This window comes from Amycolatopsis albispora, from assembly GCF_003312875.1.
GTDB classification, from domain to species: Bacteria; Actinomycetota; Actinomycetes; order Mycobacteriales; family Pseudonocardiaceae; genus Amycolatopsis; species Amycolatopsis albispora.
Genome location: NZ_CP015163.1, coordinates 7,818,740 through 7,841,301, shown reverse-complemented (window position 1 = coordinate 7,841,301; position 22,562 = coordinate 7,818,740). Strand labels below are relative to the sequence as shown.

25 protein-coding genes are annotated in these 22,562 nt (G+C 67.9%); 6 read left to right on the top strand and 19 right to left on the bottom strand.

Annotated elements, in window-relative coordinates:
* Positions 1-3: 3 nt before the first annotated feature.
* The 3 genes from A4R43_RS37265 to A4R43_RS37255 form a co-directional block, all read right to left on the bottom strand.
* A complete protein-coding gene (locus A4R43_RS37265) occupies positions 4-1,680 on the bottom strand; it encodes a recombinase family protein (protein ID WP_113696384.1) in 1,677 nt (558 codons plus the stop codon).
* Between the two features lie 118 nt (positions 1,681-1,798).
* Complete coding sequence (locus A4R43_RS37260) at positions 1,799-2,302, bottom strand: hypothetical protein (RefSeq protein ID WP_113696383.1); 504 nt, start codon at positions 2,300-2,302, stop codon at positions 1,799-1,801.
* Positions 2,303-2,338: 36 nt separating this feature from the next.
* Entirely contained in the window at positions 2,339-2,524 is a 186-nt protein-coding gene (locus tag A4R43_RS37255) for a hypothetical protein (protein WP_113696382.1), read from the bottom strand.
* A gap of 422 nt (positions 2,525-2,946) precedes the next feature.
* Here A4R43_RS37255 and A4R43_RS37250 point away from each other — a divergent pair, with 422 nt between their 5' ends.
* The 6 genes from A4R43_RS37250 to A4R43_RS37225 all read left to right on the top strand — a co-directional run bounded on the left by A4R43_RS37250 (position 2,947) and on the right by A4R43_RS37225 (position 7,092).
* Positions 2,947-3,165: a hypothetical protein gene (locus A4R43_RS37250; RefSeq protein WP_113696381.1), complete on the top strand. Its 219-nt coding sequence runs from the start codon at positions 2,947-2,949 to the stop codon at positions 3,163-3,165.
* A 644-nt stretch (positions 3,166-3,809) separates the two neighbouring features.
* Entirely contained in the window at positions 3,810-4,019 is a 210-nt protein-coding gene (locus tag A4R43_RS37245; RefSeq protein ID WP_113696380.1) for a hypothetical protein, read from the top strand.
* Between the two features lie 76 nt (positions 4,020-4,095).
* Positions 4,096-5,142 carry a helix-turn-helix transcriptional regulator gene (locus A4R43_RS37240; protein WP_236808499.1) on the top strand — a complete coding sequence of 349 codons (1,047 nt, stop codon included), beginning with the start codon at positions 4,096-4,098 and terminating at the stop codon, positions 5,140-5,142.
* A 107-nt stretch (positions 5,143-5,249) separates the two neighbouring features.
* Positions 5,250-5,504 (top strand): hypothetical protein, encoded by a 255-nt coding sequence (locus A4R43_RS37235; RefSeq protein ID WP_113696378.1) that lies wholly within the window; start codon positions 5,250-5,252, stop codon positions 5,502-5,504.
* Positions 5,505-5,670: 166 nt separating this feature from the next.
* Positions 5,671-6,096: a helix-turn-helix transcriptional regulator gene (locus tag A4R43_RS37230; RefSeq protein WP_113696377.1), complete on the top strand. Its 426-nt coding sequence runs from the start codon at positions 5,671-5,673 to the stop codon at positions 6,094-6,096.
* 330 nt (positions 6,097-6,426) lie between these two features.
* Positions 6,427-7,092 carry a hypothetical protein gene (locus A4R43_RS37225; RefSeq protein ID WP_113696376.1) on the top strand — a complete coding sequence of 222 codons (666 nt, stop codon included), beginning with the start codon at positions 6,427-6,429 and terminating at the stop codon, positions 7,090-7,092.
* 18 nt (positions 7,093-7,110) lie between these two features.
* Here the strand turns inward: A4R43_RS37225 and A4R43_RS37220 are convergent, their stop codons facing one another.
* The 16 genes from A4R43_RS37220 to A4R43_RS37145 all read right to left on the bottom strand — a co-directional run bounded on the left by A4R43_RS37220 (position 7,111) and on the right by A4R43_RS37145 (position 22,531).
* Positions 7,111-7,467: a hypothetical protein gene (locus A4R43_RS37220; RefSeq protein WP_162788732.1), complete on the bottom strand. Its 357-nt coding sequence runs from the start codon at positions 7,465-7,467 to the stop codon at positions 7,111-7,113.
* On the bottom strand, positions 7,464-7,823 hold the full coding sequence (locus A4R43_RS37215) for a hypothetical protein (protein WP_162788731.1): 360 nt from the start codon (positions 7,821-7,823) through the stop codon (positions 7,464-7,466). The genes A4R43_RS37220 and A4R43_RS37215 overlap by 4 nt, the downstream gene beginning before the upstream one ends.
* Before the next feature lie 88 nt (positions 7,824-7,911).
* Entirely contained in the window at positions 7,912-8,796 is an 885-nt protein-coding gene (locus A4R43_RS37210) for a hypothetical protein (protein WP_113696373.1), read from the bottom strand.
* Positions 8,797-8,806: 10 nt separating this feature from the next.
* Complete coding sequence (locus A4R43_RS37205) at positions 8,807-9,088, bottom strand: hypothetical protein (protein WP_113696372.1); 282 nt, start codon at positions 9,086-9,088, stop codon at positions 8,807-8,809.
* Positions 9,085-11,046, bottom strand: a complete 1,962-nt coding sequence (locus A4R43_RS37200) for a LamG-like jellyroll fold domain-containing protein (RefSeq protein ID WP_113696371.1) — start codon at positions 11,044-11,046, stop codon at positions 9,085-9,087. The genes A4R43_RS37205 and A4R43_RS37200 overlap by 4 nt, the downstream gene beginning before the upstream one ends.
* A gap of 2 nt (positions 11,047-11,048) precedes the next feature.
* Positions 11,049-14,093: a glycoside hydrolase family 78 protein gene (locus A4R43_RS37195; protein ID WP_113696370.1), complete on the bottom strand. Its 3,045-nt coding sequence runs from the start codon at positions 14,091-14,093 to the stop codon at positions 11,049-11,051.
* Complete coding sequence (locus A4R43_RS37190) at positions 14,094-17,606, bottom strand: hypothetical protein (RefSeq protein ID WP_113696369.1); 3,513 nt, start codon at positions 17,604-17,606, stop codon at positions 14,094-14,096. It abuts the gene before it with no gap.
* 24 nt (positions 17,607-17,630) lie between these two features.
* Positions 17,631-17,942 (bottom strand): hypothetical protein, encoded by a 312-nt coding sequence (locus tag A4R43_RS37185; RefSeq protein ID WP_205215146.1) that lies wholly within the window; start codon positions 17,940-17,942, stop codon positions 17,631-17,633.
* A gap of 17 nt (positions 17,943-17,959) precedes the next feature.
* Positions 17,960-18,370 carry a hypothetical protein gene (locus A4R43_RS37180; protein WP_113696367.1) on the bottom strand — a complete coding sequence of 137 codons (411 nt, stop codon included), beginning with the start codon at positions 18,368-18,370 and terminating at the stop codon, positions 17,960-17,962.
* Between the two features lie 85 nt (positions 18,371-18,455).
* On the bottom strand, positions 18,456-19,046 hold the full coding sequence (locus A4R43_RS37175; protein ID WP_113696366.1) for a hypothetical protein: 591 nt from the start codon (positions 19,044-19,046) through the stop codon (positions 18,456-18,458).
* 85 nt (positions 19,047-19,131) lie between these two features.
* Positions 19,132-19,578 carry a hypothetical protein gene (locus A4R43_RS37170; protein WP_113696365.1) on the bottom strand — a complete coding sequence of 149 codons (447 nt, stop codon included), beginning with the start codon at positions 19,576-19,578 and terminating at the stop codon, positions 19,132-19,134.
* A gap of 2 nt (positions 19,579-19,580) precedes the next feature.
* The gene (locus A4R43_RS37165; protein ID WP_162788730.1) at positions 19,581-19,901 is read right to left on the bottom strand and encodes an HK97 gp10 family phage protein; all 321 of its coding nucleotides are present in this window, start codon (positions 19,899-19,901) and stop codon (positions 19,581-19,583) included.
* 181 nt (positions 19,902-20,082) lie between these two features.
* Positions 20,083-20,418: a hypothetical protein gene (locus A4R43_RS37160; protein ID WP_113696363.1), complete on the bottom strand. Its 336-nt coding sequence runs from the start codon at positions 20,416-20,418 to the stop codon at positions 20,083-20,085.
* Positions 20,419-20,421: 3 nt separating this feature from the next.
* A complete protein-coding gene (locus tag A4R43_RS37155; protein ID WP_113696362.1) occupies positions 20,422-20,835 on the bottom strand; it encodes a hypothetical protein in 414 nt (137 codons plus the stop codon).
* 60 nt (positions 20,836-20,895) lie between these two features.
* On the bottom strand, positions 20,896-21,828 hold the full coding sequence (locus tag A4R43_RS37150) for a phage major capsid protein (RefSeq protein ID WP_113696361.1): 933 nt from the start codon (positions 21,826-21,828) through the stop codon (positions 20,896-20,898).
* Between the two features lie 88 nt (positions 21,829-21,916).
* Positions 21,917-22,531, bottom strand: coding sequence for a phage scaffolding protein (locus tag A4R43_RS37145; RefSeq protein WP_113696360.1), 615 nt, complete (start codon positions 22,529-22,531; stop codon positions 21,917-21,919).
* Positions 22,532-22,562: the final 31 nt, after the last annotated feature.

Here is a 22,562-nt window from a genome sequence, read left to right as displayed (position 1 = left end):
GCGCTACCTGCTGTGGGTTACCGGACGGGTTAAAAAAGGGCCGTCCACTTGGGGAAGCTCGGGCAGGTACCCCTCGATCCGCAGCCGGGGTTGCTTGGACTGGTCCATTAGGGTGATTTTGGCCCCGAGCAGCTGCAGCACCCGGTGCTGGTCGGCCAGACCCAGCTGCGGCAGCCGGGCCGCCGCGTGGTCGGCGAGCTGTCCCACCGTGGCGACCTGGGCTCGCACGGCCGCCTCGCCCTGGGCTGCCGCCTGCAGCCGCGCCTGCTCCACCTGCAGGTCCTTCAGCTCGACCTCGATCCGCGCGACCGCCTCCGCGACCAGCTTCATCTCGAGTCCGGCCTTCATCGCGTCGGCCACCTGCGTGACCTTCGCCTCCTCCAGCCGCTGCGCCCGGCGCTGGACTTCCGCCAGCCGCCGCCCGGCGTCCGGTGCCTGCCGTTCGCTCAAGGCGGCGAAGTCGGCTGCCATCTGCTCCAGCCGCGCCCGGTCTGACAGCAACGCCGTCACTTCGGCCCAGACCGCAGCTTCTAGGGTGTCCGCCAGCAAGTACACGCAGCTGCACTTCGGTTCGTTCGGGCGAGGGCGCTTGCGGTTGCTGCACACGTAGTTGCGTCCGTTGCGGCGGTCGTTGCGGTAGAACCCGCCCAAGGTGTTGCCGCAGACGGTCTGCGCTCCGGACAGCGGGTACACCCGGTTTGGCGACCTGTGGCTTATTGCCGAGCGATCAAGCGCGACTTGCAACTGCTGGAACCGCTGCTCAGTCAGGATCGGTTCGAGCTGCATCCGGATCGGTTCGCCATAAATCGGGCTGCCGTCGCGACGAACCTGCGTGCGGCGGACTCGAGATTCGCGCTGTCTTTGGCGTCCCGGTTTGCCGGGCTTGCCCCAGATCACCTCCCCCAGCAGCGCGCGGTTACGCAGCATCCACTGCACGGTGTCCGCGGTCCACAGCTGCGGCACGCGGCTGCCGGGCCTGCCCGAGCCTCCCCGGGTCCGATACCCAAGCGCGTTCAGCCTCCGGGCCACATCGCCGGTGCTGAGCACCGCGCCGGAGCCGTCGCCGTCCACCAGCAGTTCGGTGGCGGTCAGCACGATCTCCACTTCGGTTGGGTCCAGCTCGACCACCGCCTTGGGGCGGACGCCCTCCGAGGTGCCCGGCCACACCAGGCGACGACCGTACGGCGGGATTCCGCCCGGCCAGCCGCCAACCAGAGCACGCGCCCGCTGGCCGTTTGCCATCTTGCGCAGCAGTTCGCGGCGGTCGTGCGACGAGACCACCGCCGAGATCCCGCGCATCAGCCGCTGGGTGTTGTTCTCCGGGTCGTACAATTGGCCGTCTGCGTGCACCCACACTTCGGCCGTGTCCAGGGCCCGGAAGATCTGCGCGAACACGAAGTCCTCGCGCCCGATGCGGCGAAGGTCGATCGCGACGACTACGTCCATCCGCCCGAGCTGGGCATCGTGCAGCAGTCGCATCATCTCCGGCCGCTCTTCCAGCGCCTCACCGGAGACGCCGGGGTCCACGTACTCGTCGACGAGGTCCCAGCCTTGGACCGTGCAGACCTCGCGGCCCCGTCGCAGCTGATCCGGGATGCTGGTTTGTTCCTCGCCCGCCTGCTTCTCGGTGGAGACCCGGGCGTAAATCACTGCTCTTCTGATCACGGACGGTTCGGGCATAAGGCTTCCGTTCAAAGGTGCTCAGGCCAGCGACCCGGCCCCGGTTCACGTTCGAGGCCGAGCCACCAGCAGGTCTATTGAGGCTAGCTGCTAGAACACGTTGCAGAACGCACAGTGTCTAGACCAGGGAAAACTTGCCAACGGTCTTCTCGTTTCCCTTTCCATCGGTGTAGGTCACCGCGATCGGAGTACCCGCCTCGTCCCGCGCCTCGATCACGCCGTCGTAGGTCCAGCGGCCGACCTTGACCTTCACGCGCTCCGGCTCAGCAGGCGCCTGCGGCTCCTGCGCCGGCGGCTCGTCCGGCGCCGCGGTGCCTCGCCCCGCCTTGGCCCACCGGTTGTGCGCAGCCGAGACGTACTTGGCGGCTAGGGCAGGCGTGAACACGCGCCGCAGGCTGTCGGCGACTTCGTTGATCCGGTCCTGGATGTCAGCCCGGTTCACCCCTGCCGACAGCCCCAGCCGCTCGATCCAATGCGCATCCAACTCGCCGTAGGTGGTGGTCGTCGCCAGGGTCGACACCAGACGCTGGTCGTGGCCCTGCAGGAAAGTGGACTTGCGCCCCTTCACAGGCAAGCCGCAGTTGTCGGCACAGGCACGCGGCGCGGTGGCAGTCTTGGTCATCTCGATTCCCCTTGCTCGATGGGTGGTTGAGGCGGATCAGGAGGCTTTGGCGAGCAGGTGGTCCGACACCCATTCGGGGGTCTCGCCCGGCACGAACGCCACGAAGGTTTCGGGGTGCGCGCCGTTGCGGGCCCGGACTACACCCGACCGACCCGAGGTGGTCGTTACCGTGTCGCCGGGCTTCCAGTCGTCGGCGGGGTCGAAACCGTATTCGTCGGTCATCTCAGCATCCCTAATCCGAATTACTAATTTACCATCTAGGTAAATCGAAACACGCAATCCAGACGACACACAATACTTGTACGCAATACCATTGCCATGCTTGTCTTTTCTTATGGCGGACAGCATCACAGTCGAGACCAGCCACCGGAGATGTGGCGTTTCCGGCTGTAGTCGGAAAGTCAGAACTAAAGGCTTTTGCGCATCTCACTACAAGGCTTACCGCAGGAAACTCAAGACCGACAACCCGGCAGAGCAGTGCGCGATTGATGGGTGCACGTACGTCCGCATCTGCTGGAAACTCTGCTACAAGCACTTCTTTCGCGAGTACCGCCGCCGACAGGCAGCGAAATAGCTGACCCCTGCCGAGGGCTTCCCCGTTTCGAACCAAGAGGGAGTTCTCACCGATGCTTTCCACAAATCGCGTGAAGGAATACGACGGGCTCGTCATTTGCGAGTTCTGCAGAGTATTCCACGGACAGACGGTTGCGTTCAACTCGATGTTCGGCCGGCTCGGGGTGATTGACCACCTGGATGACCACCGCGCCACCGGCGAGCAGATCTCACACAAGCTGATTTCGCGCGCTGTCGACTGGTGCCTGAAGTCGCCATTCCGCAGCAGCGGCGTTCAGACTGAAGACTAGAAATGAAATCATTTGGGGTTTGGTCGAAACGAATTCTGATTCGCGCAGGGCGCGCCTTGGCCTCGCGGCCGGAAGTGGTGTTCCCGCTGAGCTTTCGCTTCGCGATTTCCACAATTATTTGGGGGCCGATCGTCGCGGTGATCGTGACCGGTGGTCCGTGGCGGTACATCTGATGACCGAGACGATCACGGAGAAGCGCTGCAACCGGTGCCAGACCATCAAGCCGATCGACGCGTTCCGCACCTACCTGGGCAGCGACGGCGCCCCAGTTCACCGGAAGACGTGCCGGACCTGCGCCTCAGACCAACGCCGGGCCAGGCGCCACGCGACCGACGTCAGGCCCCAGCTCTACCGACAGGGAGACCCGGAACGAACCTGCCGGGATTGTGGGCAGACGAAGCCCATCGCCGAGTTCCCGCAGTACATGGAGAAGCGAGTCGGCCGCCGCAAGATGCGGTCCCGTTGCAGGCCCTGCCACGCACTGGATGTGGCCCGCCGCCGAGCTCGACGAACTGGCGAGACCGTTCCCGTGGCGCTGCGCACCGCCGTCACTCCGAGCGTGCCACTACCTACCGTTGAGGAGCTAGCCGCCTGGTATCGCGGCGGGTGTCGACTATGAAGGATCCGGAAGGTGAGGAGACCCCATGAGCGAGTTCATTTCGCAGCTCACGCCACGCCAGCTGGCTGACCGCTGCTTCACGTTCCGGCGGATGACCATCGCCTGCCCGAAGTGCGCCCGGTCGGTCCTCGCGGAGATGCGGCCGGGCGTGACCTTGCCCAAGTCCACCCGGTGGTACGGCGACTGCCCGGGGTGCGGCGCCGAGATCGCCGCGGTCACGAAGGACGACGAGTGACCACGCTGGCGGCGCACAAGCACCGCCCAGGTGACGAGTAGCCTGGAAGTGCACTTACGCACGAATGGGGACCGGGTTGGCGGAGACCTTTGGCGCGATGCTGAAGCGCCTACGGGAAGTGGCGGGATTTGCCTCGCAGTCCGCCCTCGCTCGCGCTGTCCCGGTCTCCCCGTCCAACATCAGCCGCTACGAGGCCGACCGGCAGGACCCGGATCCGACAGTGGTCGAGCGCCTGGACGCGCTGCTCGGGGCGGAGGGCGACCTAGTTCGTGCAGCCGCCGCTCGGCCGGCGGCTGCACTGCCGACTCCCAGTGGAATCGATCTTGTCTACGCGACCGCCTCCGACCTAGGTGCGGTGATCGCCGAGCAGACTCGGCAGTTCCAGCAGCTGGACGATTTCGTCGGTGGTCGTGAGCTGTACCCCGTCGTTCGCCGAGCGTTGGCGGCGGCCAGCCGAGCAGCCACGAGCAACGCCCGCGCCCTGCCGAACCTCGCCGAACTCGGCCAGGTCGGCGGCTGGGTCGCCTCGGATGCGGGCAAGCAGGACGCGGCGGCTGGGCACTACCTCACCGCGGCACAGGCAGCCGACCAGGCCGAACGCCCCGACCTCGCAGCCTCCGCGCTCTCCAGCCTGGCCTACCAGCTGGCGAACTCGGACTCGATGACCGACCGCGCTGAGGCGGTGCTATTAGCCTCGTCCGTCGCGGACCGTGCCACTGGTGTCGGGCAGGCGCTGCTGCTCGAACGTCTCGCGTGGGCGCATGCGCGCATCGGTGACGCCAGCTCGGCCGCACGAGTACTCGACGCGGTGGACGAGATCTACGCCACTGCCGACGAGCCCGCACCGCAGTGGGCGTACTGGCTCAACGAGGACGAGATCACGGTGATGCGCGGCCGATGCATGGTTGAACTCGACCGCCCCGCCGCAGCGATCGACCTGCTCACCACCGCGATCGACCGGTACGACCCGTCGCTGGTCCGGGAACGCGGGCTGTACACCACCTACCTGGCCGAGGCACTGGCGAAATCCGGCGAACTGGATGAGGCACGGCGCCTGCTTGCGGCCACCCCCGGCGCGGACAGCGCGCGCGTCGAGGCGCGTTTGCGAGCGTTGTGCGCATAGCTGTGCGCACAGCTCTACCCCTTCCACCAGGCAGTATCGCTAGCCGATGCTGGATTGGTGACTGAGAGCGACCAACCGCGAGCCCTCGCAGTGGGAGGGGCGCGACGATGAGCGCGAGGCTGAAATTCGGCGAGATCGAGCCGCTGCTGCCCACGTCCGGCGAGCTGCCGACGGTCGGTGAGCTACCGGTGCCGCGTTGGGAGGAACCCGAGAGCGCGGCAGCCGCGTTGCGCTGGTGGTGGTCGTGCGGCCGATGCCGCCGAAGGGCGCGGTCGATTTTCGACGTACTGATGCATCAGCGGCAGTGCCGGGGCGAGTGCGGCCCGGACTGGCCCACCGAGGACGAGGACGGCGCCCGGTGAGGGGCGGCAGCTCGGGTATCGGCGACGCGGCGGCGCGAGGCGCCCGGCTCTCGGACGAGGCGTACTCGGCCGAGTTGGGGCGCACGGCTCGGCGGCTCCAGGCCGAGCGGGAGGCGCGCGAGGCAGCAGCAGAGGAACAGCCTCCGGCGCGGGAGGGCGAGGGCTCATGACCTTCGACCGGACGTTCCAAGTCAGACTCGGCAAGAACATGCGGATCGCGCGGGCCGAGGCCATGCTGACCCGCGAGCAGGTCGGCGAGCGGATGTTGCCGCCGGTGAAGGAACCCACCGTCCGTAGCTGGGAAGCGGGTGAACGCTCCACACCGACATTTCGGCTGGTGGACTTCTGCCGGGTGGTCGGCCGCCCAGTCGCGGCGGTGATCCCGACGGACGACGGCCCGGCTCAGGTGATCCATGCTCCACGCCTGGTGCTGGCCGAGGATCCGAAGCTTCAGCCGCTCGCCGCGTGGGCACGCGGCTACGGGCGTGACCTGATCCGGCTCACCCCGGAGGCCATCGCCGTGGCGGCCGAGCTGTGCGGGGTGAAGCCGGACTGGTTACGGCGGCGGCTGCTGAAGATGCAGCGCATCTAGCCCAAAGACGGTCCGGTGTGCCTGCGCAACCCCCTCGTGCAGGCGTCCCGGACTCGCGGACCGACCGGTGTTCTGGCACCTCCCCCTCGACTGGGGCATCGGTTGGGTCCGCACCAACGGTCCCGCCTGCCGGGCCTCACCGGGCACCGGCAGCGGTCCCCGAGAACGCGCGTCTATCCCGTAGCGCGGCCGGGGGTCGGCCGGGGGCAGCCTGCTACGACACCCAGGCTGCCCCCCGGTGCGCATCCGGGCACGGCGAAGCCCCCGCACCGACCCGGCGAACCGGCAGTACGGGGGCTTTCGTTGCGGTCGTAGGTATGATCCCGCGCCATGGCAGTCCACAGGCGAGGTGCGGAGCGTCCAGAGTCGCGCCCGCCCAGCCGCTACCTCGGTCCCTTGCTTGTCACTATCGACGACCTCCGCGCGTTACGCGACCTTCTCACCGAGATGGGCGAGGCGCCTGTGATTGAGTTCTCTGGCGGAACGATCGACACCCCAGACGACCTCCGGGAACTTTCAGACAGCGAACTGCTGCATATTACCGTCAAGACGGCGGGTGTTGAAATCACCTTATCGAAGCAAGGCGCCCGTGCTGTCGGGCAGGGGAATCTGGTTTACGCGGTACACGAGAGTTGGGCGAGGACGCGACAGTCGAGCTTAGGCAAGTCCAGGCGCTGGTGGGCCAAATACTGGGGTCTGCTCATCGCCGGTATTTCCGTCGTTGCCGGATTTACGGGAACCACCCTCGAATGGCTGCCGTCTGACGCTCAGGCCGCACCGTGGGTATTCGCCGTCATGTTTGGGGTTTCAGGCGGAATGATCGCCTACGGCTATTCACAGATGCCTATGCCGACGGTCGTCGTGCCTACGACCCTCGACGAATTCCGCAAGAACAGGACACTCGCGAACAGGCACTGGCAGACTATCGCCATTGCAGCAATCGCGGCCTGCATCGCCCTTGCGGGCGTTTTGGTGGCCGTGCTGGTCAAGAAGTAGAACCGCCGCTCTGACCCATCAGTGCTCGCCCCTCATTCCATCGATCTCGGCTTGTTTCGCCTGTAGGTCCTTGGTCAGGTGTTCGACCTGGCCGCGCAGGTCGCTCACCTCGGTTTGTGCGAGCTGCAGGCCGGTTTCCAGTTCGGACACGCGGGCGTTGGCCTGCGCGAGCTTCGCGTTCACCTCGTCGAGCTGGGCCTTCATCGGGGCCAGCAGCGCGACCGAGGCGCTGGACAGGACCGAAGCGGCATCGGCCTTGGACTGCTCGGACTCGGCGGCCAGCTTGCGCCGCTGTGCCGGGATCATCACCAGCGCAACCACCCCGGCCACCAGCCCGCCGGCGCCTACCAAGAGACTTACCCACTGCGGGATCATTCGGCATCGCCTCCGTTCAGGAAGGCTCTCGCGGCGGTCAGCTCCTTGATCTCCCGGCTGATCTGGAAGGCGCGGAACAGGTTCGCCAGCCCGAACGCCGTCAGGAACACGGTGAAGGCAGTGCCCCGCCAGCCGTTCACCACCAGGATCATCCCGGCGTAGCAGAAGCTCAGGCCGATTAGTCCGATCAGTCCGGCCCGCTCGACAAGCGCACCGGTGACGCCAGGCCAGAACACCCCGGCGAGGCTGATCACCGAGCCGACCGCGAGCGAGGCGTAAAGCACGTGGCCGAACGGCTCGGGCAGCGCGCGGACCGTGGTGCTGGCAACCACTTGGAAGGTGAACGTTCCAGTCACCCCCATGATGAAGGCGGCCAGTAGAAGCGCCACCTCGTGCGGGTGCCGCCCGCTTCGGATTCGAATAACCATGTCTATCCTTTTCGGACTACGGAGCGGGCAGGACCTCGACCTGGCACCAGTTCCGGATGTTGACCGCGGCGGTGCTGCCCACGTTCGAGGTGCCGCGCACCCAGACCGTGGTGGCGCCGGTGCGCGAGGTGAGGTCAGTGACCGAAGGGATCTGGAATGCGGTCCACGACTCGGTCTGGTACCCGACATCGAAGGTGTACAGCGCCGTTCCGGTCTCGCTGCCCACCACGAACGTGATGTAGCCATAGCGAGCGGACGAGCCGCCGAAGCTCACCGGGAACCCGGCATTCAGCTTCAGGCAGTAGGCGTAGCCAGGGCTCGGGATGCTCACCGAGTAAATCGAGACGTACGTGCCGCCGGTGCCCATGGTGACGTTCGCGCCGCCAGCGCCCAGCCAGGTGCCCGTGTAGATCTTGGGCTTGACGCCGGGGCCGGTGATAGCGCCGCCGACGGCCAGGGCTCCGGCCACCGAGCCCGACCCGCCCACCGACAGGTTCGAGCCGGTGCCGCTCACGGTCAGGTTGCTCAGCGCGGTCAGCGCTCCGGCCACCTCGAACGCGTCGTCGGTCTTCAGCTTATCCGCGGCGGCGCGGTAGAGGTTGGTGTCCAGCGCGGTGTTCCCGCCAGACCCCCACTGGTGCTTGCCGTCGAAGTCGACGGAGTGCGCGTCGTTGGTCTCGCCCTGTTTGCGGTAGCTCTGCGCGCGGTTGCCCGCCAGCGTGCTCGTGGTGTCGGTGCGCAGCGCGGCAGCCGAGCCGGTGGCGCCCGCGACCAGAGCCGCCGCCTTGCTCGGCACGTTGTCGTCGATGTGCTGGACGAGCGGGTTGATGTCCAGGTCCACGTCCGCGTCATCGGCGTCGGCGGGCTTGCGCAGGCCCAGGCGGGCGGAAGTCGTTGCCATGGCGGGCCTCCTAGGAGTTCTGGACCTTGCCGACGATCACGTAGGTGTTGCCGACGGGCAGCACCAACACGCGATCGCTGGCGGTCGGGGTGTAGCTGGCCAGGTAGGGCAAGGACTTCTCGCCCAGCGCGGTGTCTCCGTCGAAGGTCACCCGCGGCTTGGTCGACGGAGGGGCCGCCGGGTGCGCCGGGTTGACCGTGGCCAACCGGGGCGCGCGGTCAGCGGCCGATGCCAGCTGCGCCTTGATGTACGCCGCCACCTCGTCGAGGAAGGTTCGGGGGTCGGGAATCACGACAGGTTCACCACCTTCCGTGCGGTGTGACGCATCCGAGCGCCTTGGCGCAGCTCGTAGGACCAGCGGTATTCCGAGTACTTGTCGCCGATTCCGAGCGCGGAGTACGCGATCCGGTAGGTGTCGGCGTGCTGGTGCACCGGCATCAGACCGGTGGAGAACTCGACCTGCTCGAACACCATGCTCGATTCCTGCGCGAGCCGGTCCACTTTGGCTTGTAGCGCCGCCTGGTCCACCGCGTCTTGCTCGTCGCGAACCTCGACGATGGTTCGGCCGCGTGCCACCGTGGACACCGGGGAGTTCGGATTGCTGTTGGTCGCTTCGGCTCGCAGCACTGGCCGGTCTGGGTCGCTGACGGTCAGCACCCACTTGTTGGGCTGGTCGAAGGTGTCCAGGGTCTGGGTCATTCCCGGCAGCAGCACCGAGACCTCGCTGTCGTCGTAGACGTAGCCGGGTGCCCGCTCGGCGAGCGACTGGTACGGCCGGGCGACCGCGGTGCCGTCCTCGTCGAAGTGCAGCCCCTCGTAATTGATCGCGCCGAGCAGGTCGTTGGCGATCTGCAGCCGCGTCGTCCCGGTGTCCCACATCTTCGACACCGGAAGAGTCGCCGCGTTCGGCACCACCGAGTACCGGGCGATGCCGTCCACGCCGGACAGCAGCTCTGCCACCGCGTCGGTGTACTTCTCGCCCGCCCCCACGTAGTACGGCTCGGGCACTTTGTCCGCGCGCAGCACCACGAGCTGGTCGTAGGCGTTGATGTCGCGAGTGACTACGCCGGTGTCCCCCGCTTCGCGTTCTGGGCTGGACAGCACGAACAGTCCTTGTGGCCATTCGACGAAGCCACTGCGGAAGTCGTCGGAGCGAGCGCCCGCACGGTAGAGCATGCGCACGTCGTCAGCTGCCAACCTCCGCGCGGTGACGAACCAGTCGTCAAGGTCGCCGTTCCATCCCGCGCTGTCGTTGTAGTGCTCACCGAGGTACAACGTCGACGAGGCGGCGTAGGTCTGGCCGATCGCAGTTGCGTTGGTGACCGCGCCGGTGCGATCCTCGCCATTGATGTAGATGCGCAGCCCTGCGCCGGAGCGCCAGGTGACCACGACGTGAGTCGGGTCGGCCATCGTCACCGCAGGACCGGACACCTGCGCCGATAGCAGCGTGCCGGGTGAGCCGGGTTGCGGGAAGACGTACAGGTAAGCAGTCAGCACCGAGCCCATGTAGACCAGTGCAATGCTGGCCGAGCCGACCGACTGCGACAGGGCGAGCAGGCCCTGGCCGGCGGGTGAGCCGTCTGCCCGAGCCCAGCCGCCGAATGACAATTCGGTGTGCCCGGTGAGCCAAGTCGCGCCAGCAACCGAGACGGACCCCTTGCCGCGCGGGCTTCCGCTCGCTGTGCCGAGCGCGCGAACGCTCCCCGCGAACAGTGGCGGCCGGGCGGCGGTGGCGAGCTGGCCCATCACGCCGTGCCTGCCGTTGCCCGAGGAGTCCTCGACCCCGGCAAGCATCCAGTCCACGACCGGGGCGCCCCAGGTGCCCAGCTCTCCCCACTTCCGGGTTGCCATCGCTCCCCAGGTCTGGTCCGCGCTCGGCGTGCCGGTGGCTCCGGTGGTCTCGTTCATCCGCCAGCGGCCGAGTGGGTCCGGCACCACCGACCCGAACACCTCGTCGTAGGGCCGGGTGTCGGTGACCGCGGACATGTCCAGCCGGGCGAACGGCTTGATCCGGTCCCCGGCGAAGTCCACACTCCCGTCGTCGACCACCTCGAACTTCGCCGCTCGCTTGATGTCGGCGAGCGAGTCGTAGGTCACCGACCCAGACAGCACGTTCGTCAGCGGCCGGACGTATTCGCTGTCAGCGTTATAGAGGTCGTAGCGGAACGACCAGGCACGCGGCCCGCGCACGCCCTGGAGAACCTGCCGGATCTCGGCCGGGTCGTACCCGTTCTGCGCGTCCAGTCGCATCGCTACACCCCCTGGAACTCCGAGCGGGTCAAGGTGATGGCCACCTCGGTACCCGCGGCTACGTCGGTCTCGTCGAAGTCGGTGACCACCGCGTAGAGCGCCCGCCCGCGCACGTCCCGGTAGTGCACGACTTGCCCGCGCACTGGCAGCGATTCGGCGGCGCGTACCTGCTCCGCCCAGGTGTCCTCGCCGCTCGGGATCAGCACCTTTACCTGAAGCACGTGGGTCTCCTCGTCGCCGAAATCGAACACCGGATGCCGCCTGCCGACGAACCGGAGTTCGGTCCTAGCGCGGCCGATGCGCAAGTTCCGGCGGCTGTCGCCGTCGTACTGAAACTGCCTGCTCGTGCCCGCCGGGTTGGCGGGGTCGTGCAACCAGACCCCGTTGAGGTAGACCAAGCCGGGCGCAGGTTCGCTCGCCGAGGCGCCCGGGTCGCCAATCGCGAGCGCGTAGTACTCGTAGAGCACGTTGGACCCGGCGGTGTAGTCGGCGAACGTCTCGTTCGGACCGCACGAACCGACGCGCTCGTACAGCCCGGCCGGAAGCGCCCCCAGCGCAGCCGTGCGCCGGTAGATGTCGTTGCGCTGCGCCGACGGGAACGACTCCTCAGGCTCGTTCGCCGGGTTCGTTACGGCGACGTCCACCCACACCTGCCCTGCCGACACCGTGACCGCTGGGGGCTTCGGGGAGGAGAACACCGGCCGGATCAGACGCGTGCCGACACCAGATGTTTGCGCGTTGGTGTCCTTGACGGTCACTTCGATGCGCTGGTCCACATCGGACAGTAGCCCGGTGATCGTGTGCTCGGTGACCCCCGAGCCGACGACGAACCCCGTGTCATAGACCGTGGTGTTCGTGTCGGTGCGCACCACCGCGACCCGGTACTCCGCCTGCGTGGCCCCGGAACCGGATGAGAACGACCACTCCACGGTCAGCGTTGAGGACACCAGTCCGGGCGGGTAATCGTTCGCGGGGTCGACGATCGCGACCACGCCGGTCGAGGTAGTGGCGAGAGCCTGCTGTGGCGACCAAGCCCCGGCGGCGTCGGCCACGTCCCAGTTGCGGACGCGCCACTGGTAGCCGACCCCGTTGGACAGCGTGCTGCCCGGGATGCTGTGCGCGCCGGTCACCGAACTGACCTTGCCAGTATCGTAGGCGCTCACGCCGGTGGAGGCGTTGGACACCTGGAGTTGGTAGGCGGTCTGCACGTCGGCGGTGTTCGGGTCCGAGAACACCCAGGACAGCGTGTTCGCCACGGCCGCGTTGACCGTGCTCGGCGAGCCGCTCTGAATCGGGCTGTTCGGCGCGACGTTCAGTGTCGTATCCGCGGTGTACACCAGCCCGTGCGTGGTGCCGTCGCCCGCGAGGTAGGCGATGCGCACGAGCGCGTACCGGTCGTCCAGCGCGGCCGAGGCCACTGATGTCGCCAGGGTGGTCGAGCCCGAAGGTGTGACCGTGGCCGCCACGGTGACCGTGCTTGACACCCCGGTGCCGATGTCATACCCGTAGCGCACCAGGTTGCGGCTGGCGTCCACGCCGTAGTGGTACAGCGAGTTGGTTCGAGCCGAATACCAGACGGGAGCCAGCCCGCTCAGCGAACCTGAGGCTAGCCGCGCGACGCTGGAGTCGTAGAGAGCCCAGGACGTTCCCGCCTGGACGATGAACCGGCCGCTACTGACCGGGATTACCCGCACGTTCGCGTTGGGGTCCTGCGGCGTTCGCGCCCCGCCGGTGAACGACAGCGCGGCGCGGGCAGCCACCGCCGAGATCTGCCCGCTGGAAGAGATCGAGTACCGGTACGCCTCGGTGGAATCCCCCACCGACGTGACGATGACGCCTTCGGTGGTGTCGCCCAGGCGCGCGATGCCGAGGTTCGAGCCAGTGGGGTTGATCCGCCCGCGCTGCCGTCCGGAGACGGACCCGTCCGAATCGGTGATGAACGGCTCCTGCTCGCCAAGCACCGCGCCGGCCACCAGGCCGAGGGCGACCCGGCAGTTCAACGCCACCAGCACCAGCTGGTTGTAGGACTCGGTCCCCTGGTTGTGACCGACCGCCACCGCGAGCGTGCCCGAGTTCATCGGGTGCCAGGTCGCGGCTACGTTGTTGATCCCGCCGAGGTCGTAGGCCAGCAGCGGCACCGCCAGCAGCGCCTTGGCCACCCACGTGTGCCCGGAGCCTTTGGCGAACGCCTGCACCGCCAGGCTGTTGCTCGCGCTGCCTTGGCGGCCGACCACAAACAGGTTGTCCGATGGGTCGACCGCGAGCGTGAGCGCCTGCGCGGCCACCGGCATGGCGAACTGCGCCGCGGTGGTGCCGACCTGGATAGTCGCGATCGTGGTCGGCGAGCCGGTGCGTGTCCGGTACCGCAGTGCGATTCCCGGCGCGGTCGGTGTGCCGGTGGTCTCCAGCCAGACCTCCGTACCGTCGCTCAGCTGTACCTGCGCGTTGCGGGTGTAGTTGAGCAGGTGCGTGGTCAGCGTGCCGTTGATCATCCGAGCGTCGGAGTTGTACAGCCGGATGCGGTCGTACTGGGTACCGGCGCCCTCGCCGGGGAACCGGTTCTCGGTGGTTTCCGCCGAGACCGCGATGGTGTCGATCAGGCCGGAGCTGGCCTGTGCGGCATTGATCAGTGCTTCGCTGCCCACCACCTGGCGCGGGAAGTAACTCCCGCTGTCCCCGGCCGGGATCGGCAGCCGCGCTAGCAACTGCTTGGCTGCCAGGTTCCCGCCGGGCACGTAGGCCGCGTTGTGGGCGTGCGCACGCCACTCCAGGGTGAACGGGCTGGTGCTGGCGAGGTCCCAGCGCGCGTCCAGCGAGGCGTAAACCGTGCGCTGTCCGGCGGGCACGGCGGTGCAGGGATGCCGCTGCACCGACTCGCGGATGGCGTATTCGCCGAAGCGGAATTGTCCGACATCCGGGAAGTTGTCCGCGGTTGCGCTGGTTGTCACACCGGCGCCGCTTCCGTTGCGAACGTCGTTGTAGAAGCCGGACCCGGTGCTCTCCAGCTCGGTGGACGTGCTGACGTACGCGTTGGTGACCACCGCCATCTACTTCACCCCCGCCAGCGAGCCCGATCCCTGCCGCGCGGCCGGAATCACCTTGTCGAAGAACTCAGCGATGTCACTGATGTCCTGAATGGACTTCGCGTCGATCACCACGTCGCCTGTCCAGTGCACGACCGTGCCGCCTGCTGCCGAGCCGCCTTTGCCGTCGCCGAGGTTCAGGCCGAACGCCTGTTCCGGTGGGACACCGGCGTTGACGGCCAGCAGACCTTCGCGGTGTTCCTGGGATTCCTTCTCCTTGATGACGATCTCTCCGTTGGAGAGCATCGCCGGGATGGAGTCCGACGTGCCGGTACCCGGCCCGACGACGGGGCCGCCGTCGTCGAAGTTCTGGACCTGGCCGCCGTCGGCGTACCCGCGGACCTCGCCGCCGGTCGCGGCGCCGCCCCAGATTTTGGTGAAGATGTTCGCGACCTTGGAGGCGGGCTGCCACCAAGCCCAGGTCTTCATGGCCGAGCTGATGTCCGCGTTCACCTTGCCGGTCGCGGTGGTGGCTCGGACCGCCGCCGACCAGTAGGCCAGCGACTTCAGGGCCGCGTCGTTGTTCGCGTCCTGCCTACCGATCGCCACCGCCGAGTTCCCGGCGCCCAGCCAGCCCTTGAGCGCACCGAAAGCGCCGCCGGGGTCGGCGTCCAGGTCCGCTGTGGACGTCGAGTTCTCGACGCCCCAGCCCCATTCCTGGAACTTCTGGCTCGCCTGGTGGGTGTTGGCGGTGATCTGGGTGATGAACTCCAGGTGCTCCAGGTCGTTCTTGAAGCCGTAGAGCGCTTCCTTGGCCTGGCCGGTATCCGCCGTGAACGTGATCTCTTTGCCGTCCGGCAAGGTGTAGATCTCGTTGCCCAGTTCATCGACCCGCTTGGTGATGCCCTCGGTGGCCAGGGTGCCTTCGCCGACGCTGTGCAGGTACTGCCCCAGCGCCTCGGTGGACAGGCCGTACCGGTCGGCCAGCTTCTCTGCCGCCTCCCGGGAAAGCCCCTGCGCGTCGGCCATCTGGATGAAACGCTCGCGCGCGGTCAGCAGCTCGTTGTTCGTCGTCGTCAACGCCTCGCCGAGCGGGACACCGGCCTGCACCAGGTCGTCGATCGACATCCCGGCGTTGGCGAAGCCGCCGCCGAGCTGGGTCACCACGTCGAACAGCTTCGACCCGACCTCGCTGGTGGTGTTGATCTTCCCGTTGGCATCAAGCAGCTTGTCCGACAGTCCGCCGACTCCCTTTTCGAATTCCCGCAGGGTGTCGTTCATGCCCTTGATCGAGGCTTCCTGCGAGAAGTCCGCGTCCTGGATCTTCTCCAGCACGTCCAGGAACGCGGCCGTCTTGTCCTCTGCGGACGCCGCGCGGTCGGCGATGACCTCGTAGGCCGCACCGAGTTCCTTGGTCGCCTGGGCCGCGTTCTGCGAGGCGGTGTCGACGTTGCGCCGCGCCTCCTCGTCCTTCTTGAACGCTGCCGCGGCTTCCTCGACCGCGCCCTTCATCGAGTTCAACTGACCGACCAGGTTAGCCGCCGCGATCAGCTTGTTCTTGTACGACTCGGTTTCGGCGTCGGACGCACCGGTCGACTTCTGCCAGGACCGGGCGATGTCGTCGATCTGGGCGACCATCTGCGAGGCGCTGCCGCCCTGCTGGGCGAACTCCTCGATCTTGCGGAACACGCTCTCGGTGGTCTCGTCGGCACGGCCCGACTCGGTGACCAGGCTCTTGAACGCCCCGACCGCCGAGTCCCGGAACGAGTCGTACGCCGGGCCGCCACGCCCCACCGCGTCGGTCATCGCGTTCACGTCCAGGCCGACCGCGCGGGCGTTGCCAGCGGCCAGTTTCCACAGGTCGGTGGCCTGGAGCTGGCTGGCCGCGTAGTCGTCGAACACACCCCCGCTGGCCTGGAGTGCCGCGGTCAGCGTGTCGATGGCGTCGCGATGCTCGTCGAGCTGCGCGGTGCCCTCCTTGGCGCGCCGCTGCACGGAGAACATGGCACCTTCGAGGATCGCGGCGAACGCGACCATCGCACCGGCGCCCTTGGCCGTGCTGGCGAACCCGCCGCCCAGCCCTTCCACGTCGCCCTTGGCGGACTTGGCGTTCTTCCCGATACCGCCGATGGCGTCGCCGAGCTTGCCGAACGACAGCATGTTCAGCGCCTTGTAGGCGCCGAGCATCGACGCCAGCGGCCCCAGCGAGCCGCCCAGCACCTCGTTGAGCCCCTTGAACGCCCCGGCCACGGTGGTCACCGCGCCGGAGAAGCCGCTGAAGAAGCTGTACAGCGCCGAGCCCTCGTCGGTGACGCTTTCCAGCAGCGAGTAGACCGACTGCAAGGCCGCCCGGAAGTCCTCCAGCGCGGGACCGCCGTTGGCCGACAGGTTCCCGAAGATCTCCCCCGTGCCGCCAAGGAAGTCCTGGATCATGTGGCCGAGAGTCTTCAGGATCTCCTCGGAGCCCTCGGCTCCCTCGGACAGGTTGTCGAGGAAGTCGGTCAGCCCGGAGCCCGCCGACTTGAGCAGGGCCTCCCAGCCGCGCATCGGCGCGTCGCTGTTCTGGATCGCGCGGACGAAGCCGGGCATGGCCCGCTCGGCGAAGCCGGTCACGCCGTCGATCAGCGGGTCGATCGCGTCGACCCCGGCCTCCATCGCGTACGCGATCTGGGGTGCCATCCGATCGAACGAGGCGCCCACCTTGTCGGCGATGTCGACAAGATCGTCCTCCAGCGGCTTGGCCATCGCCTCGGTGCTCGACACCACGTGCGAGGCCAAGTCGTCGAACGACTTCGCGACCTTCGGGTTGCTCTGCGACGCGGCGACGGCGATCGCGGCGAACAGCAGCGGCACGCCACTCAGCGCGGCGGCGGTCGACGCTCCGGCCGCAGCCGCGGCAATCGGCAGCCCGGCGAAGTAAGCGCCAAACTCCAGCGCCTTGAACTGCGCGTTGGCGCGTTTGGCCACACTGGACAGTGCGTCGTCGGTATCCTTGGCCTTGGACTTCACGCCCTGCGCGAGACCGTCCCCGAGCGCCTTCCCAGCCTGCTCGCCGAGCGCGCGCATCTGGGCACGGATCTTGTTCTCGTTGACCTCGATCTCCGCGACCGTGCGAACCTTCGTGGCCTTAATCTGCTCGATCTTGGCCTGGTACTTCGCTACGTCGGCGTCGACATCGACCTTCTTGTCGGCCGCCTTCTTGCGCAGCGCCTCGATCGCCGCTTCGGCCTTGCGCACGTCGGCGTCGTAGGCCAGCGTGATGGCGTTCTTCTTGGCCGACAGCTCGTTCAGCTTCGCCTGGGCGAGCCGGATCGCCTGCTGAACATCGATCTCGGTCGCGATCTTCGCGGCCGGGCCGGACTCGACCGCCTTGCGGATCGCTGCGGCGTTCTTCGGGTTCTTCAGCGCGGTGTCGAAGTCGACCGGCTTGCCCTGCTCCAGCTTGCGCCGGATCGCGGCTTCGTCCTGCTGCGTCTTGTCCCGCAGGTGGACCTCGACGTACGCACCGCCGAGCTTCACGTCTTCACCGTCGGCCACGTTCTCACCTCCGGGGAAGTCGAGCTACAGCCGGTTGACCTTCAAGACGGGCACGTTCTGCCCCAGGTGTGGAGCGGCGCCGAACATCGGGTCGTTCTCGGGGTCCGGCGAGGCGTAGCCCGGCCGGACGGTCTGCGGTACTGGTCTTGGCGCCGGAGCGGTGACCGGGGCGCCGGCGGGCGCCTGCTGGACTGCGCGCGCCGCCCGAACCGCGCCGTCGTAGTGGGCGAGCCGGTCGACCAGGGCGCCGAACCGCTCGGCCTCCCAGGCGGTCAGATCGTGCTGCCGATGGAACACAGACAGGTCCGAAGCGATCTCGGGGAAGAAGGTGCCCATCCAGCCGACTTCCGCCACTACTGCTGCCCAGGCTTCGACGGCTGGTCTTTTGGGTCGGCCGCCACTCCCGGGCGCAGGCGCTTGATGACCTCGGCCGAAATGAGCACCAGGTCCTCGTCGAACATCAACGAGTCGCGCAGCGCGGCCAAACCCTTCTCACCGAGCATCCGCTTCATCGCCCAGGCCACGGCAGCGTCCACGCCTTCGTCCTTGACCACGAGCGCGAATATCGCCTGCCAGCCCGCGGGCGCGGTGACGGGGATGTCGTAGGTGATACCGCCAGCGGTGAACAGCGGCTCGCGCTCCAAGTTCAGTTCGGCGTCTGGCCGGTCGAGGACGATCCCGAGCTTGCGCACGGTCTTGCCTTCGGGCGGACGCTGCGCGGCCTCGGTGCGCCGCTTGCGGTTGCGGTTTCTGTTGCTGCCCATGGGTTTCCTCCTAGATAGGAAAGTCGGGTCCCGCCCGATCAGCACGGCGATCCAGGCGCCGGTGACCGGGCGGGAGCCGGTGGGATCAGGCCGCGAGCGGGGCGTCCCACGCCTCCAGCGGCTCGATGTCCTTCTTGAAGTAGAAGACGTTGAACACGTTCGCCAGGGTCTGCTGCGTGGCCTTGCCGTACACCAGGCTCAGCCCGCCGGTGTTCTTGGTCTTGCGCAGCACCAGCCGACGCCGCCGGAACAGGCCGGACGGGTCCGGTGCGAACCCATCCATCAGCAGCTTGACCGCGGGCTGCCGGAACGCCTGCGGGCCGCTGGTCAGCTTGAAGTTCTCGCCGGTCTCCGGGGTGCCCGAGTAGGTGCCCATCGACGCGCGCGCCAGGTTCTTCAGCGTGACCTCGGCCAGCGGGATCGCCAGGGAGATGACCCGGCCGGTCATCTGCTGGTCGGCCTCGTCGGGGATCTGGTCGATGGTGAGCGGGGTGAACGTCGGCTGCACCAGCAGGGTCACGTCGCCGAGGGTGCCGCCCATGTGATCCCACGCCGAGGCGGCCGGGGCCTCGTTGATCGCGCCGCTGGCGGGTTCGAGGGTGTTCAGGCCCTGGAGGCCGTAGTAGACCTCGCACGGTCCCATGAGGACGTTGCCGGGCTCGAAAGTCGTTGCCATGGTGTGACTCTCCTTTGCGCTGGGATCGATCGATCCCGAATTCGCGGTTCGTTGATCCCTCCGCGCGCGGGCGGAAGTCCTTGCGTCACTGGGCGATCGGCGCCCAGAACAGCTGAATGTCGGTGGAGTAGACGGCGTAGCCGCCGAAGTCCCCGAACGTCTTGCGCGGGTTGCCGCGCACCACCGCGCTGTTGACCTTCGCCTTCTCGTCGGAGTAGGGCAGGCCAAGCAGGATCGGCACGCGCCGATACGTGGCCACCCGCAGCCGCTCGGCGAGCTGGCGCGCCTTATTCCACGGCGGCACGTCGGAGTTCGGCGTGTTGGCGAAGCACTGGAAGGTGACCACCGGGCTCTGGGTGCGGTAGTTCATCCCAGAGTCGCCGCCGACGATGGTCGGGGTGATGAACCCGGAGGCCGACCAGGAGGCGTTGTTGCGCGGCAGGGTCTCCCCCGCCATGTCCGCGGTGACGTCCGGCGCAGCGAGCGCCCAGGCGACCGCGACCGCTTCGGCGGTGGCGTAGCGAACGGCCATGCTCACCCCCGATTCCGGTACAGCGCCGGACGCAACCAGGGCTGCGGGGGCACCACGTCGCCGGTGTAGACGGTCTCCCCGTCCGGCCCGACGTAGGCCACTCGGTGGCCCTCCTCGACGTAGAGCCCGTAGTTCAGCTCCGTGCCGATCCGGCCCACGTCACCGTCGACCGTGGCGTACACGGAGTCCCGCAGGGTCCCGGTGTCGACGGGCACACCACGTACGGCGTCGTCGCGGACCTCGCCCACCAGGTCCCCGAACCACTCGCGCACGTCGGCCGCGATGCCCTCGCGCCAGTGCGGGTTAGGCACGTACTGCGCCACGGCGCACCCCCTTCCTGAGAGGCCAGCCCGAGAGCATCCGGAGTGCGTCCCGTCCCCGGGACGCACCAACGAGTCCGGCGGGAGTGCGTCCACGCGTTCCGCTATAAGCGCGGGACGCGGGACGCATATGCCGCACCGCGTCCTGGGACGCATTGGGACGCATTGGGACGCACCCCGCTCGTCAGCCGACGCGACGTAGCTCCAGCACCGTTTCCGGGCGGTGGCCGGCGGGCGCTCGGGGTCGGGTAACTAGCTGCACCGTGAACGTCTCGCCGTTCGTGTCGTCGCGTAGCCGATCGCCGATCTCGACTTCGAGCGTGGACGGCACCGTGCAGCGGATGACCCGAACCACCCGAGGTGTCTGCGTGCTGGAGTCCCACACCCGCGACTCACGCTCGTCGATCGCGGCGGGGAACGGCGTGCCAACCGGCTCGGTGCTGGGCATCTCGTCGCCGGTGTGCGGGTCGGTGGTGTAGCCGCGGAACAGCGACGCACGGCAGGTCGCGAGCGCGCGCATCGGCTACACCTCCACCCAGGGGAACCGCTCGTCGTCCTCGCTGCCGTGGTCGTAACCGCCGGGCGGGCGAACCCGCAGCGACCGCGACCTCCGCCAGGACACGCGACCGAGCGCCTTGGCCGCGAACGGGGCGAGGATCAGCGCCTCCGGGGCGAAGTCCACGCCGTCGCTGCTGCCGCCCGTCGAGGTGATCTCGGTGCGGTCGAAGGCGTCCGGCTGCGCGGCCAGCCACGCGGCTTGGTAGGCGGTGGCCAGCTTCAGCCAGTACCGGTCCCGCGCGCCGATCCGATCCCGGTCGGCGTAGATCCGGCCCGCGTGCAGGTCGATCGTCGCCTGTGCTTGCACCATGCCCGAGGCGGCCACGGTGGTGTTGGTCAGTTCCAGCACATCGGCTTCGGTGGCCCAGGTGTCCGCCATCGCACTCCCCTTCCGGCCAGAACCGAGCGCCCCGCTCTTTGCAGGGCGCTCGGTTGCGGATCAGCCCAGTTCGAAGATCGCGAACGCGCCCGGGGCGCCGTAAACCACGCCCTTACGCGCTCGGAACTTCAGCAGGTTCTGGTCGGTGAGGAACCCTGCGCCCTCGTCGGCCCCCTGGAACTGGACTTCCAGTTCGGAGCGGTCGCCGCGCTGCAGGTAGCGACGGTTGCCGATCACCAGCAGCGGGTTCCCGATCGGCGCGGAGGTCCCGGCCGCCGAGGTCTTGAGGCCCATGGACCAGTTGAACGGGTGCCCGAACAGCGACAGGCCACCGCCCTGGCCACCGCCAGCAACACCGGCGGTCGACTCGTTGAAGATCGGGCGGCCGTCGGTGCCCTTGATCCCGCGCAGGGTCTGCGCGAACGCCGGGTGGGCACCGATCACGGTGTCGGCCGGGTCGAAGAAGTCGCCCTGCTCGACCTTGCCCAGCGTCGCCGACAGGTTGTCGTAGGTCGCCGTGGCCGATTTGGTGATGTTCGAGTTCGCGGTGTACCCGGTCACCGTGTCGTTCTGGGTGAGCACGTAGTACAGCGAGTCGTACAGCCAGCCGTGGGTGCCCTTGGCCGCGGTGACGGCGATGGCCGAGTTGTCGAGCAGGCGGGCGTAGGAGTCCGCCGCGTCGACCGACTTGGTGTCGATCACATCGGCCAGAGAGTCCTCCACGTCCTCCTCGTCGATGCGCACGACGCCGCCGATCTTGTCGACGTACATGGTTACCGAGTCGTTGGCGTCGCCGGACTCGCCGAACGGGTCGCCCTTGGCCACGCGGCCGAGCACGACACCGCCGGAACGCGGGACCAGCTTGGTGCGAGTGGCCATCGGGACCTTGTTGCCGAAGCGCTCGACGAACGAGGACTGCTGGATCTTCTGCAGAACGTCGGGGTGGGTGCCGACCGGAATCCAGCCAGCACCGGTGAACGTGGACGCAGCCATGACGCTGCTCCCTTCCTTTCGTTATGGGACAACAGAAACGCCGTCATCCCTCACGGGTGCGGCTGGTGCGCCGTCTCGGCGCGGGGTGCTACTGGTTGCGGGAGGCGGCGATGATCTCGCCGGGCGTGCGGGCCTCCTCGGCGGGAGCCTTGCCACCGGCCGGGATCTTGCCCGGCTTCGGCTTTTCCTCCTGCGAGGATTTGAACAGCTCGGGGTACTCGGCCTTGACGCGCTTGACCTCGTCGTCCAGGCCGGTCACCTTGCCGCCGTCCAGCTCGATCTTGCTGTGGTCGAGCAGCTTGGTCAGCCCGGCCAGCCGCTCAGCCTTGGCATCCGCGCGCAGCAGCGCAGCCTCGGCCACCGCGGCGATCACGGCGGGCTTGGACTCGGCCCGCGCAGCCTCGACCGCCTCGCGGACCTTCTTGTCCGCCTCGGTCTCCTGCTGCCTGGTCAGCTCCTCGATCTTCTTGCGCCGCGCCGCGCTCTCGGAGTTGGCCTCCCGCAACTTGCGCTGGTGGTCCTCCCACTCGGCCTGCGTGGGCGGCTTCCACTCCGGCGGCTTGTTATCGCTCCCGGTGCCGTCCTTGCCGTCTCCGTTGGCCGTCCCGGGACTCGTACCGCCTCCGCCACCTCCGGTGCCCCCGTCCCCTCCCGTGTCGCGGGAGAAGCGTCGGAACCGGTCGTTGAGCATCTTCACAGCCATCTCGGCTACCTCCGTGCGAATGCAAATGCTC